The 13,386-nt window shown below is 62.2% G+C and carries 12 protein-coding genes; 3 read left to right on the forward strand and 9 right to left on the reverse strand.

Features of this window, described 5'->3' with window-relative positions:
* The first annotated feature begins 258 nt into the window (after window positions 1-258).
* Entirely contained in the window at window positions 259-2,649 is a 2,391-nt protein-coding gene (locus IMX17_RS15115; protein WP_193549918.1) for a beta-N-acetylhexosaminidase, read from the forward strand.
* Between the two features lie 29 nt (window positions 2,650-2,678).
* Here the strand turns inward: IMX17_RS15115 and IMX17_RS15120 are convergent, their stop codons facing one another.
* The 9 genes from IMX17_RS15120 to argF form a co-directional block, all read right to left on the reverse strand.
* On the reverse strand, window positions 2,679-3,407 hold the full coding sequence (locus tag IMX17_RS15120) for a proteasome-type protease (RefSeq protein ID WP_015376453.1): 729 nt from the start codon (window positions 3,405-3,407) through the stop codon (window positions 2,679-2,681).
* A 75-nt stretch (window positions 3,408-3,482) separates the two neighbouring features.
* Window positions 3,483-4,277, reverse strand: a complete 795-nt coding sequence (locus IMX17_RS15125; RefSeq protein WP_004933384.1) for a transglutaminase family protein — start codon at window positions 4,275-4,277, stop codon at window positions 3,483-3,485.
* Window positions 4,274-5,200 (reverse strand): alpha-E domain-containing protein, encoded by a 927-nt coding sequence (locus IMX17_RS15130; RefSeq protein WP_004933382.1) that lies wholly within the window; start codon window positions 5,198-5,200, stop codon window positions 4,274-4,276. The genes IMX17_RS15125 and IMX17_RS15130 overlap by 4 nt, the downstream gene beginning before the upstream one ends.
* Entirely contained in the window at window positions 5,194-6,630 is a 1,437-nt protein-coding gene (locus IMX17_RS15135) for a circularly permuted type 2 ATP-grasp protein (protein WP_148877264.1), read from the reverse strand. The genes IMX17_RS15130 and IMX17_RS15135 overlap by 7 nt, the downstream gene beginning before the upstream one ends.
* Before the next feature lie 260 nt (window positions 6,631-6,890).
* Entirely contained in the window at window positions 6,891-7,277 is a 387-nt protein-coding gene (ridA, locus tag IMX17_RS15140; RefSeq protein ID WP_019453299.1) for a 2-iminobutanoate/2-iminopropanoate deaminase, read from the reverse strand.
* A 156-nt stretch (window positions 7,278-7,433) separates the two neighbouring features.
* A complete protein-coding gene (gene pyrI / locus IMX17_RS15145) occupies window positions 7,434-7,898 on the reverse strand; it encodes an aspartate carbamoyltransferase regulatory subunit (RefSeq protein ID WP_019453298.1) in 465 nt (154 codons plus the stop codon).
* A 12-nt stretch (window positions 7,899-7,910) separates the two neighbouring features.
* Window positions 7,911-8,846: an aspartate carbamoyltransferase gene (gene pyrB, locus IMX17_RS15150; RefSeq protein WP_004933375.1), complete on the reverse strand. Its 936-nt coding sequence runs from the start codon at window positions 8,844-8,846 to the stop codon at window positions 7,911-7,913.
* 289 nt (window positions 8,847-9,135) lie between these two features.
* Window positions 9,136-10,704, reverse strand: a complete 1,569-nt coding sequence (locus IMX17_RS15155; RefSeq protein WP_046898012.1) for an ABC transporter substrate-binding protein — start codon at window positions 10,702-10,704, stop codon at window positions 9,136-9,138.
* 196 nt (window positions 10,705-10,900) lie between these two features.
* Window positions 10,901-11,920, reverse strand: coding sequence for an ornithine carbamoyltransferase (argF, locus tag IMX17_RS15160; RefSeq protein ID WP_193549919.1), 1,020 nt, complete (start codon window positions 11,918-11,920; stop codon window positions 10,901-10,903).
* A 162-nt stretch (window positions 11,921-12,082) separates the two neighbouring features.
* Here argF and rraB point away from each other — a divergent pair, with 162 nt between their 5' ends.
* A complete protein-coding gene (gene rraB / locus IMX17_RS15165; protein WP_025305115.1) occupies window positions 12,083-12,508 on the forward strand; it encodes a ribonuclease E inhibitor RraB in 426 nt (141 codons plus the stop codon).
* A gap of 111 nt (window positions 12,509-12,619) precedes the next feature.
* Window positions 12,620-13,384 (forward strand): tRNA isopentenyl-2-thiomethyl-A-37 hydroxylase MiaE, encoded by a 765-nt coding sequence (gene miaE / locus IMX17_RS15170; RefSeq protein WP_015376459.1) that lies wholly within the window; start codon window positions 12,620-12,622, stop codon window positions 13,382-13,384.
* Window positions 13,385-13,386 lie beyond the last annotated feature (2 nt).

The following is a 13,386-nucleotide window of genomic DNA, read 5'->3' on the forward strand; positions in this document are numbered from 1 at the left end:
CCCTCCGGCCGGGAGGGGGCAACTGTGATCCCGTCCGCTTTTTCACCGCAACGGTTGGACATCTGTTCTGTGCTGAGTCTTTATCTACAGCGTTGGCTGTTTTCCCCTGCGCCTTTCAAGCCACCGCGTTGTTGGCTGTACGCCCGCCCCCCAGTTACTTAGCAGACCTAAGCGCCTGGGGATGCGGACGCTTGCCGCCTAGCGGTGGTTTGAAATTCATTGGGGATATTTTGTTTTTTTTCCTCTGAGGAATTTCCGATGCACAGACCTTTCCGTTATACGCTACTGGCTTCATCGTTATGGTTTTCTTGCGGCGCGCTGGCGCAGCCGGCGGGGGATTTGCCGCTGATGCCCTGGCCGCAGCAGGTGGAAGTGACGCAACCGGCGGGCAAACTGATTTTGGATCACCGGCTGTCGTTAAGCCTCCAGGGCGATGATTTGGGCGACGCGCTGCCGCGCTGGCGCCAGCGCATCGAACTGCAGACCGGCTGGACGTTGGCGCCGAGGGAAGAAGCAAACGGCGCGGCGATCAAGGTGGTGATCAAGGATCGGGTGGCGGCGCAGCCGCTGCCGGGCAGCGATGAGAGTTACCGGCTGGCGGTCACGCCGCAGGGCGCCACGCTGACCGCCAACACCCGCTTCGGCGCGCTGCGCGGCATGGAGACCCTGCTGCAACTGCTGCAGACCGACGGGCAAAACACTTTCCTGCCATTGGTGGACATTCGCGACGTGCCGCGTTTTCCGTGGCGCGGCGTGTTGCTGGATTCGGCGCGCCATTTCCTGCCGCTGCCGGACATTTTGCGCCAGCTTGACGGCATGGCGGCGGCCAAGTTCAACGTATTCCACTGGCACCTGAGCGACGATCAGGGCTGGCGCTTCGCCTCCGAGCATTACCCCAAATTGCAGCAGCAGGCCAGCGACGGCCAGTTCTACACCCGTGAGCAAATGCGGCAGGTGGTGGCTTACGCCACGGCGCGCGGCATTCGCGTGGTGCCGGAGATCGACATGCCGGGGCACGCCTCCAGCATCGCGGTGGCCTATCCCGATCTGATGAGCGCGCCGGGGCCGTATCGCATGGAGCGCGAGTGGGGCGTGCATAAGCCGACGCTCGATCCGACCCGCGACGAGGTTTATCAGTTTGTCGATACGATCGTCGGCGAGCTGGCGGCGATCTTCCCCGATCCTTATCTGCACATCGGCGGCGACGAAGTGGACGCCAGCCAGTGGCGGGCGTCGCCGTCGATTCAGGCGTTTATGCAGCAAAACGGGCTGGCGGATACCCATGCGCTGCAGGCCTACTTCAACCAGAAGCTGGAAAAAGTCCTCGAGAAGCACCAGCGGCAGATGGTCGGCTGGGACGAGATCTATCATCCGTCGCTGCCGCGTTCGATCGTCATTCAGTCCTGGCAGGGGCAAGACTCGCTGGGCGCCAGCGCGCAGGATGGCTATCAGGGCATTCTCTCCACCGGTTTCTATCTCGATCAGCCGCAAAGCACCGCCTATCACTACCGCAATGAAATTCAGCCGCAGCCGCTGGGGGTCGAAACGGCGGTGCAACCCGGCGAGCAGGCGCAAAGCTGGCGTTTCAGCATGCCGCGTCTGAAGGGCAGCGCGGTGGAGGGCAGCTTCACGCTGATCGAGGGCAAGCAGGGCTGGCGCGGCTTTATCGATTTCAACGGCAAGTCGCGCCGCGCGGTGCACGACATCGTCTGGCGCACGCCGCAGCAGGTGACGTTCCGCGTCGATACCTGGATGGGCGACACGCGGCCGGTGTTCACGCTGCAACAGGACAAGCTCAGCGGCTATACGTTGGTCGGCAACGTGCGTTACCCCACCAGCGGCGAGAAACTGGCGGCGGCGCCGGCGGGCAAGATGCCGGTGGTGCCGGATGAGAAGGGGCAGGCCAACATTCTCGGCGGCGAAGCGGCGCTGTGGGCGGAAAACGTGCGCGCGCCGCTGCTCGATCTCAAGCTGTGGCCGCGCGCCTTCGCGGTGGCGGAGCGGCTGTGGTCGGCGCAGGACGTCACTGACGAAAGCAATATGTACCGGCGGCTGGCGGCGATCGACGCCTGGTCGGTGGTGTCGGTCGGCCTGCAGCAGCACGCGGAAACGGCGCGCGAATTCACCCGGCTGAGCAACAGCGTGCAGATCGTGCCGCTGCAGATCCTGGCCGAGGCGGTGGAACCGGCGCAGTATTACACCCGCCAGCACCTGAAGTTCCAGGCCGGCAACTATCATCAGTTCGAACCGCTGAACCGCTTTGCCGATGCGCTACCGCCGGAGAGCGAGGCGGTGCGCGACATGCATGCGCAGGTCGCGGCTCTGCTGAAGGATAAGCGCGATAAGGCGGCGGCGCAGGCGCTGCGCGAACGGCTGCAGCGCTGGCAGGCGAACGGCGCGGCGCTGCAGACGGCGATCGCGGGCAACCGCACGCTGCGGGAGCTGGCGCCGGTGGCGCAGGACGTCGATGCCCTGGCCGCATTGGGCTTAACGCTGCTGGAGCGGTATCAGCAGGACAAACCGCTGAGCCGGGCCGAGGCCGAGCAAGCGCAGCGCCGGCTGGATGCGGCGGCGCAGGCGCGCGACGAAGTGGTGATTGCGGCGGTATACCCGCTGGAGGCGTTGCTGCGGGGGTTGCAGGTGCAATGAGGCGGACGGGCTCGTGTGAGCCCGGATCCCTACAGTTGCAGCGGCGGCAACTGGGTGAAAATGCTGACCAGCCCTTCGCCCCAGCCCTTGCGGATGGCGCTGAAGTACGGATGGTCTTCGGTAATGCGGTATTGCCGGGCATGGCTGAAGCTGTCGCGCGGGTAGATCATCACGTCGAGCGGCAGCCCGACGGACAGGTTGCTGCGCAGGGTCGAATCCAGTGAAATCAGCGCGCATTGCATCGCTTGTTCCAGCGGCGTGTCGTAGTGCAGCACCCGGTCGATGATCGGTTTGCCGTATTTGCTTTCGCCTATTTGAAAATAGGGCGTGTCGCGGGTGGCTTCGATAAAGTTGCCTTGCGGGTAGATATGGAACAGCCGCATCTCTTCCCCGCTAATTTGGCCGCCGAGCAGCAGGTTGCAGCTGAAATCGGTGGTGCTGCCGCTTTGCTGCGCCTCGCTGTCGCGCTGGATCACCTCGCGCACCGTTTCCCCCACCAGCGTGGCGGCGTCGTAGAGGCTGGGAGCGTTGAGCAGGTTGGGGCGTTCGGCGTCCTTGCTGCGGTGCAACAGCAAACTGATGATGCTCTGGGTGGTCGCCAGGTTGCCGGCGCTTTGCAGCACCAGCGTGCGATCGCCGTCCTGTTGGAACACGTGCAGTTTGCGGAAGGTGGAAATATGGTCCACCCCGGCGTTGGTGCGCGAATCGGACGCAAAGACCAGCCCGGACGACAAACGCATGGCCACACAGTAGGTCATACTACAATCCCTCAAAACAAGACCGGCACGCCGCCAACGCGCAGCGTGCCCGAAACATTTTCCATCGGCAAGCGGCTACTGGCCGGTTGGCATCATTTGTACGGCGGCGATGGCGCTCATGTCTTCGCAGCCGCCGCCCAATCGCATGCCGCGCACCGGGCAGGCGTCCAGATAATCGATGCCGACCGCCAGCTTAAGGTGCTGATTCGGCATGCGCGTATTGTTGGTCACGTCGAAGCTGTGCCAGCGTTCCTCCACCCACACTTCCGCCCAGGCATGGGTGGCGACATGGGTCGAGTCTTCGCTGTACAGGTAGCCGCTGACGTAGCGCGCCGGGATGTTCAGGCTGCGGCAGCAGCTCAGGAAGACATGCGTATGATCCTGACACACGCCGCTGCCGGCGGCGAAAGCCTCGGCGGCGCTGTCGGTCACGCGCGTGGAGCCAGGGCTGTAAGGCATTTTCAGCAGCAGTTCGCCCATCAGATGTTCCAGGCCGCTCAGCACCGCCTGCGGTTGATGATAACGCAGGGCGAAGGCCTGAATGGCGTCATCGGGCTGAGTCAGTGGGCTATGGCGCAGAAATACCAGCGGCGACAGGTGCCCGAGCGCTCGATCTTCGACGCCGTCTTCAATCTCCACTTCCCCGAGCACCCGAATGGTGATGGCCTGATGCGGTTCATCAAGCGTCAGCACGTGCAGTACATTGCCGAAGGCGTCGGTGGTGCGCACCGCGTCATCCGGCAACGACAGTTGCCAGGAGAGGATGCGCTGATGGGGCGAATCCTGCGGCGTCAACCGCAGATATTGGGTGCTGCGCTGCACCGGCTGGGCGTAGCGATAATGGGTGTTGTGCTCAATATTCAGTTTCATTGCGCCTCCAGATAAGTGTGATGGATGCTTTCGGCGATGCCGTTCACCTGGCCGAGAAAGGCGCTCAACCACTCGCCCAGGCCGATCTTGTTCAGGTCCTTCATGCTGCTGAAGCGCAGCTCGGCATGCAGGGTGTGCGCCAGACGTCGCGGTTGGTTGGCGCCGCCGCCGATCAGTTCCAATTGCTGCACCATGTCGCCGACGCAGGCCAGCAGTGAACGCGGGATTTCATTGCGCAGAATCATCAGTTCGGCGATGGTCTCGCGGCTCAACGGCTGCTTGTAGATGCTGTGGTAGGCTTCGCGCGCGCTCACCGCCCGCAGCAGCGTGTCCATGCGGTAATATTCGCGCACCGGGTCGCCGTCGATGTCCATCAGCGTGTTCTTCACTTCCAGCAGACGGGCGGTGCCGTCGGCCCGCTCCAGCAGGGTGCCGAGACGGATAAAGCGCATGGCGTCGCTGCGCAGCAGCGTGCCGAACATGGCGCCGCGAAACAGATGGGCGCGCTCCTTCACCCAGTCGAAGAAGGCATCGGCGCCCACCGAGCCGATGCCCTGGCGGCGGATCAGTTTCATCTCTATCCAGGTGGCGTTGATGCACTCCCAGACTTCGGATGACAGGCTGCCGCGCACCGCGTGGGCGTTGTTCCAGCCCATTTGCAGGCAGCTGAAGATGCTGCTGTGGTTACGGTTGTCGAGCGCGAAGAAACTGACCAGATTGGGCATCGTCAATTCCGGGTAGGCGGCGGCATACAGCTGGCCGGTGCCGGTCAGGTTGAGCGGCACCTGCAGATCCTGATCGCCGCCGTCGCGGATCGGCATCATCGACAGCTTGTTGGTGACGTCCAGCACCCGGGCGATGCTTTCCGCCCGCTCCAGATAGCGGGCCATCCAATAGAGTTCACTGGCGGTGCGGCTCAGCATAGGTCGTCCTCCAATACCCAGGTGTCCTTGGTGCCGCCGCCCTGCGACGAGTTCACCACCAGCGAACCTTCCGCCAACGCCACCCGGGTCAGGCCGCCAGGCACCAGGCGGATCTCCGCGCCGCTGAGGGCGAACGGCCGCAGATCGATATGCCGCGGCGCCAGACCATCGTTGACGAAGGTCGGGCAGGTGGACAGCGCCAGCGTGTTTTGCGCAATGTAATTCTGCGGGCGAGACAGCAGCAGAGCGCGGAAGCGGGCGAGCTCGTCCTTGCTCGCCGTGGGGCCGATCAACATGCCGTAGCCGCCGGCGCCGTGCACCTCTTTCACGACCATCTGTTCGAGGTTGGCCAGCACATACGACAGTTCGTTTTTATGTCGGCACTGCCAGGTCGGCACGTTGTTGAGGAGCGGTTCCTCTTGCAGGTAGAAGCGCACCATATCCGGCACGTAGGGGTAGATCGATTTGTCGTCGGCCACGCCGGTGCCGATGGCGTTGGCCAGCACCACATTGCCGGCGCGATACACCGACAGCAGCCCCGGTACGCCGAGCATCGAGTCCGGCCGAAACGCCAGCGGATCGAGGAAGGCGTCGTCCACCCGACGATAGATCACGTCCACTTTGCAGGGCCCGGCGGTGGTGCGCATGAAGACCGCGCCGTCCTTGACGAACAGATCGGCGCTTTCGACCAGCTCCACCCCCATCTGCTGCGCCAGGAAACTGTGCTCAAAATAGGCGCTGTTGAAGCGGCCCGGCGTCAGCACCACCACGGTGGGATCGTTGATGGGCGAGCTTTCGCGCAGCGTTTGCAGCAGGTGCGACGGGTAGCGCTCCACCGGCGCGATGCGTTGCCGGGCGAACAGTTCCGGATAGAGACGCATCATCATTTTGCGGTTTTCCAGCATGTAAGAGACGCCGGACGGGGTGCGCAAGTTATCTTCCAGCACGTAGTATTGGCCGTCGCTGTTGCGGACCATGTCCACGCCGACGATATGCGCATAGATATCACGATGCAGATCAACGCCTTGCATACAGGGTTGATACTGATCGTTGGCCAGCACCTGCTCCGCCGGAATGAGGCCGGCCTTCAGAATATGCTGCTGGTGGTAAATGTCATGCAGGAAGGCATTGAGCGCCTGTACGCGCTGGCGAATGCCGCGATCGAGCATCGCCCATTCGGCGGCCGGAATAATGCGCGGCACGCTGTCGAACGGGATCAACCGCTCGGCGCCGTCATCGTCGCCGTAGACGTTGAAGGTGATGCCCACCCGGTGAAACAGCAGCGCAGCCTCTTCCCGCTTGCGTTGCACGGCCTGGTGATCGGCCTGCTGCAGCCATTGCCAGTAGGCGTCGTAGTGGCCACGGTGTTTTCCCTCAGCCAGAAGCATCTCATCAAAAAACGGTGAAGCGGAAAGATTGATATTCAGCATCGTCACCTCGTCGACATTGCAGGCTGTCAATCAATCGAGCATAAAACGTGCCAAGGCGATAACGGGCGAAAATGGCGCAGAACGGGGCTGCCGCGGTGAAAAATGCCCGTTTGCGGTGCAGACGCGGCGTAGCGACGCCTTAATATAGGGCGAAAAGGCGGCGGCGGTGAGCGCTAAAGGCGCAGGGACGGCAGGCTGTCGGGGCAGAGCAGAAATAAAAACGGCCAGTCTGCACTGGCCGTGATGCGCGTGAGCGTCGATTAACGACGCACGGCGATGGCTTCGATTTCGATCTTCACGTCTTTTGGCAGACGCGCCACTTCCACGCAGGAGCGGGCCGGGAACGGCGCGCTGTGCTCGGTGAAGAAGGCTTCGTACGCGGCGTTGACGGTAGCGAAGTCGTTCAGGTCTTTCACGAACACGGTGGTTTTCACGATGTCGGCAACGTTCAGGCCGGCGGCTTCGACGATCGCTTTGACGTTTTCCAGCGACTGGCGCGCCTGAGCGGCCACGTCGTCGGCGACGGCGCCGGTTTTCGGATCGACCGGGATCTGGCCGGAAGTGATGATCATGCTGCCCAGATCAACGCCCTGCACATAAGGACCAATGGCTGCCGGGGCGAGTTCAGTGCTGATGTTACGTGACATGTTTTCTCCTGATAGACCCGTTGTCTTTCACGCCGCCGCGCGGTCGGCCGCAGCGTAAAATTCGGTGGGTAGCAACGTGGGTAGAGTTATTTTCAGGCATCCATTATAGGGAGTGACGCGCAGATTAACAGCGCCGCTCCCGCAAAGGGGCAGAATTCAGTCCGCCTGCAGCACCACCTGGTGCTCGAACTCTTTTTCGCAGTAGCGGCACTTCAGGTGCACTTCGCCGTCGCGCGGCTTCACGCTGAAGCTCGACGCCACCGGCTCGCTGCGGCTGATGCAGTTGCCGTTCGGGCAGGTCAGCACGCCGTCGATGTGGTCAGGCAGGCTGAGAGTCAGCTTGCGCACCACTTCATAGTTATCGATGCGGTTCACCGTGGCCTTCGGCGCGTACATCGCCAGCTGGTTGGCCTGCTGCTCGGTCAGGAAGGTGTTCTCTATCTTGATCAGATCCTTGCGGCCCAGCTCGTTGGAAGGCAGGTTCAGGCCGATGGTGATGCGCTGGTCGGTGGCGGTCAGCTTGAACAGCGTCAGCAGTTTGAAACCGATCTGCGCCGGAATGTGGTCGATCACCGTGCCGCATTTGATCGCTTCGACCTGCAGTTTGTTGTCATGAGTCATGGCGGTTCCCCCTTAAAGAGCCAAATCTGCGTTGAGCACCAGCGCCAGCAACGCCTGGCGGGCGAAGATGCCGTTGCCCGCCTGCTGGAAGTAGTAAGCGTGCGGCGTTTTATCCACGTCGGTGGCGATCTCGTCGATGCGCGGCAGCGGGTGCAGCACCTTGAGGTTGGCGCGCGCGCCGGCCAGATCCGCGGCGCGCAGCACGAACTGCGCCTTCACGTTGGCGTACTCGGACGGATCGAGGCGCTCTTTCTGTACCCGGGTCATGTAGAGAATATCCAGCTCCGGCACCACTTCTTCAATGCTGCCGTGCAGGCTGTACTCGATGCCTTTCTCTTCCAGCATTTTCAGGATGTAGGCCGGCATCGCCAGCGCGTCCGGGGCGATGAAGTAGAAACGGTTGCCTTCGAATTTGGCCAGCGCCTGGGTGAGCGAGTGCACGGTGCGGCCGTATTTCAGGTCGCCGACCATGGCGATGCTGAGGTTGCTCAGGCGGCCCTGGGTTTCCTGGATGGTGAACAGATCCAACAGGGTTTGGGTCGGGTGCTGGTTGGCGCCGTCGCCGGCGTTGAGCACCGGCACGTTGCCGGAGAACTCCGAGGCCATGCGCGCCGCGCCTTCCTGCGGATGGCGCATCACGATGGCGTCCACATAGGTGCTGATCACCGAGATGGTGTCGGCCAGGGTTTCGCCTTTTTTGCCGAGCGAGGTGTTGCTGCCGTCGGCGAAACCGACCACCGAAGCGCCGAGGCGGTGCATCGAGGTTTCGAACGACAGGCGGGTACGGGTCGAGGCTTCAAAGAAGCAGCTGGCGATCACCTTGTGTTTCAACAGTTCCGGCTGCGGGTTGGCTTTCAGACCGGCGGCGGTGCGCAGCACCAGCTCCAGATCCTCGCGGCTGAGATCGTTAATAGAGATGATGTGTTTGTGATACAGCGGGTTGGCCATTTTTCACTCCTCCTCGACGCGTGCCCGTGGCGCGGGACTTTTTAAGGCAAAAAAAAGCCCCTCAACGAGGGGCTTGAAACGATCGGTTTAGCAACAGGAGAAACAACGGCAGCTGGCCGCCGATAGGCAGTCGGTTTTGTCGATTGTGGCTAACAAAACAAACGTCGTTTTTCATGCTTTCTCCTGGCAAATTGTGGCGCATTATACTCGCGCTTTTCGCCACTGCAAGCGTTAAAACGCCGTTTTTTGCCGCTCCGCAATCGATTGGCCGGCGATGGCCGCCCGCGAGCTATTTGCTGACGCGATCGTAGTAGACCATGTCGGCGTTCAGCCCCTGCTGGTAGCCTTTGACGTTGTCGCGCAGCACCACTTCGGTTTTGGCCTGATCGATAAACACGTACGGCGAACTGCGCTGCAGCTCCTGCTGCATGGCGGTGTACAGCGCGCGGCGCTTGGCCGGATCGGCTTCGGCCAGCGCAGCCAGCGTCTGCTGGTTCAACTGCGGGATCTGCCAGCCGTTCAGCCCGGCCACCGTACTGCTCTTGCCGTCGTTGTAGGCGAAGGCGCTGGCGTTGGAGTGGGCGTCGAAGTAATCCGGGATCCACAGGCGGATTGCCGCCTGATGCTGCCTGGCGCGCACGCGGGAGTAAACCTGGCTGCCCGCGGCCGGCAGCAGCTCGACCTTCACGCCGGCGGCGGCGAAGCTGCCCTGCAGCGCCTGCGCGATGGTGATGAACGGCGGTTTGTTCTCTACGTCCAGCGTAAAGGCGGCGTGGGTGATGCCCGCCTTGGCCAGGATGGCTTTCGCCTTGGCCGGATCGTAGCGGAACGGGTTGGTCTCCAGCGCGCCCGGCAGCCCGACCGGCAGGAAGCTCTGATGCACGAAATATTGGCCCTTCAGCAGATCCTTCGTGATGCCCTGATAATCCACCAGATAGCGTGCTGCCTCCCAGAAGGCCGGGTTGCTCAGCAGCGGATTGGCGCCGTTGCCGGTGTTGAATACCAGGTAGTTTTGCTCGGCGGACGGGATCTCCAGCACCTTAACCCCCGGCTGGTTCTTCAGCGTGTCGGTCTGGTCGGCGCCCAGTTCGCGGGCGATATCGGCGTCGCCCTGCTGGACCAGCAGGCGGCGGGTGGCCGGATCCGGCACGTTCTTGATGATGATGTTTTTCAACTGCGGTTTGTCGCCCGGCGTCGTGGGGTTGGCGTCCAGCACGATCGCCTGGTGCGGCTGATAGACGCGCATCTTGAACGGGCCGCTGCCGGCGGAGTGCATCTTCAGCCAGGCGTTGCCGAAGTCGCCGTCTTTGACGTTGGCCAGCGCCGCTTTGCTGTCGACGATCGAGGCGATCGGCGTCGAGAGGATATTCAGCGCCACCGCCGGACTGACGTCCGCTGTCCAGCGCAGCTGCACGGTATGTTCGTCGATCTTCTTGAGCTGCGTGTCGATATTGTCCGGCTGCCAGCCGAGCACGTTGAGGATGAACGCCGGCGACTTGTTCATTTTCACCGCGCGGCGGTAGGAGAAGATCACGTCGTCGGCGGTCAGCGGGTTGCCGGAGGCGAACGCCGCCTGCGGCCGCAGTTTAACCGTCAGCGTTTTGGCCGCCGCATCGCTCTGCCAGCTTTCCGCCAGCACCGGCGCCACCTTGGCCGGATCGTCGCGATCCGCCTGCACCAATCGTTGATACAGGCTGGGCACCGTCTGGATGCTGGAGAGTTCGTTGGCTTCCGCCGGATCGAGGCTGACGATGTCATCCAGCGATTGCACCACCACCAGCGTATTCGGCGGCGTGGCGGCTAACGCGGCGGCGGGCAGGGCGGCGAGCAGGAACAGCGGCAAGAGTTTGGCTTTCATCGGTGTGTATCCCCTGAAGGCGCCGCAAGGCGGCGCTGCGAACGGTTTGTTATCGTTGGTTTTTACGGCGCGGGCGCCGTCGGCCTGTCACGGTAGAACCTTTGCCGGCTGCGGGCAAAGGCCAATGCGCTATTTGATATTCCAGGAATATATTAGCCGCCCTGGCCGGGGGCGCCAGGGCGGAGGGAGAGGCGTGTCAGAGCGTTGTGCTCAGCGTGGCGACCAGCACCGCCTTGATGGTATGCAGCCGGTTTTCCGCCTGATCGAACACCACGCTGTGCGCCGACTCGAACACCTCGTCGGTCACTTCCATGCCGCCGTGCAGATCGTACTGCTGCGCCATCTGCTTGCCGAGCGTGGTTTGGTCGTCGTGGAACGCCGGCAGGCAGTGCAGAAACTTCACGTTCGGGTTGCCGGTGAGTTTCAGCATCGCCATGTTGACCTGATACGGCCGCAGCAGCGCGATACGCTCCTGCCAGGTCTCTTTCGGTTCGCCCATCGACACCCACACGTCGGTGTAGAGGAAATCGGCGTCTTGCACCCCTTCGGCGATGTCTTCGGTCAGGGTGAGTTTCGCGCCGGTTTTCTGCGCCAGTGCCTGGCATTCGGCCACCAGCTCCGGCTGCGGCCAGCAGGCCTTCGGCGCCACCAGCCGCAGATCCATGCCCGCCAGCGCGGCGGCTTCCAGCAGCGTGTTGCCCATGTTGTTGCGCGCGTCGCCGACGTACGCCAGCTTCACCTCGCTCAGCGCCTTGCCCGGCAGGTGTTCCTGCACGGTGAGCAGATCCGCCAGCAATTGGGTAGGGTGGAACTCGTCGGTCAGGCCGTTCCACACCGGCACGCCGGCGTGTTGCGCCAGGGTTTCCACCAGCGCCTGGCCGTAGCCGCGGTACTGAATACCGTCGTACAGGCGGCCCAGCACCCGGGCGGTGTCTTTCATCGACTCTTTATGGCCGATCTGGCTGCCGCTCGGGCCGAGATAGGTCACCTGTGCACCCTGATCGAATGCGGCAACTTCGAAAGAGCATCGCGTGCGGGTCGAGTCTTTTTCGAAGATGAGCGCAATGTTTTTGCCCTGCAGCCGGCGCTGTTCCCGCCCCAGCTTTTTGGCCTGTTTCAGATCGGCCGAAAGCTGCAGCAGCGCCTGCAGCTCGGCGGGGGTGAAATCCATTAACCTCAGAAAGTGACGTTGGTAGAACGCATTGCCGGTGCTCATAGTCCGATTCCCTGATTGCTTAATTGAATTAAAATTCACTTTATATGTATGAATATTCAATTTCAACCCCGACGAGGAAATCTTTCACGTTTATCGTGGAAGCAACGTCGGCGGTGTGTGAAAATAGAAGGAATGAAGGCCATTTGACTTGAGGATATAGGCATGGCAAACCGCGAATTGCTGGAAGAACAACGTGAAGAGACCCGCCTGATCATCGAAGAACTGCTGGAAGACGGCAGCGATCCGGACGCGCTCTACACCATCGAGCACCATCTGTCCGCCGAGAAATTTGAGGTTCTGGAGCAGGCCGCCGTTGAAGCCTTCAAGCTGGGCTACGAAGTGACCGACGCCGAAGAGCTGGAAGTGGAAGACGGTTCGATGGTGATGTGCTGCGACGTGATCAGCGAAGTCGGCCTGAACGCCGAGCTGATCGACGCTCAGGTCGAGCAGCTGGTGGCGCTGGCGGAGCGCTGCGGCGTCAACTACGACGGCTGGGGCACCTACTTCGAAGATCCGAACGGTGAAGACGGTGAGGATGACGAAGACGGCGACTACATCGACGAAGACGACGACGGCAAACGCCACTGATTAACCCCGCTTATTCACATGGGCCGGTTCTCGCCGGCCCCTGATATCCCCGTCGTCTTTCAAGCTGCAGCGTTGTTGGCTGCAACTTGAAATACATAGGGCAATGACGCCATGACATACCAATCTCTGCTAGCCCCGATTTTAAGCTTCCTGCACTGTGAAACTCCCGACGCCTGGATCGACGCCGCGCGCCGTCCGGAAAACCTGCAGCTGTTGCTGACCGACCACCTGGTGTGTGAGCTGAAAGCCGCGCAGACCGGCATGTGGCTGATCCGCCGCTACGTGGCGGACAAAGAGAGCGGCGACGCGCTGTTGGCGCTGCTGCGGCCCTACGAGGCGTTTCTGCACGAAGCGCAGGGCGCGCCCGACACATTGTTCCGCCAGGGCCAGTTCACCCGCAAGATCCTGCCGAAAAACGGCTCGGCCTACGGCCAGGATCTGGCGGATCGCATGGTGCTGCTGATCAAGGAAGAACTGCATCACTTCTCGCAGGTGCTGGAGATCATGCAGGCGCGTGGGATCCCGTATCGCAAGATCACCGCCAGCCGCTATGCCAAGGGGATGATCCGCGAGATCCGCACTCACGATCCGGCGACGCTGATCGACAAACTGATCTGCGGCGCCTACATCGAAGCGCGATCCTGCGAACGCTTCGCTAAACTGGCGCCGCACCTGGACGACGAGTTGAACCGCTTTTACGTTTCGCTGCTGCGATCCGAAGCGCGGCATTATCAGGACTACCTGACATTGGCCGAGCAGATCGCCGGCGGCGACATCAGTGAACGGGTGGCGCATTTCGGCCGCCTCGAAGCTGAACTGATCCTGTCGCCGGACAGCGAGCTGCGCTTCCACAGCGGCGTGCCCGCCGCCGCCTGACG

The sequence above is a fragment of the Serratia sp. X3 genome (assembly GCF_014982455.1).
Classification (GTDB): Bacteria; Pseudomonadota; Gammaproteobacteria; order Enterobacterales; family Enterobacteriaceae; genus Serratia; species Serratia ureilytica.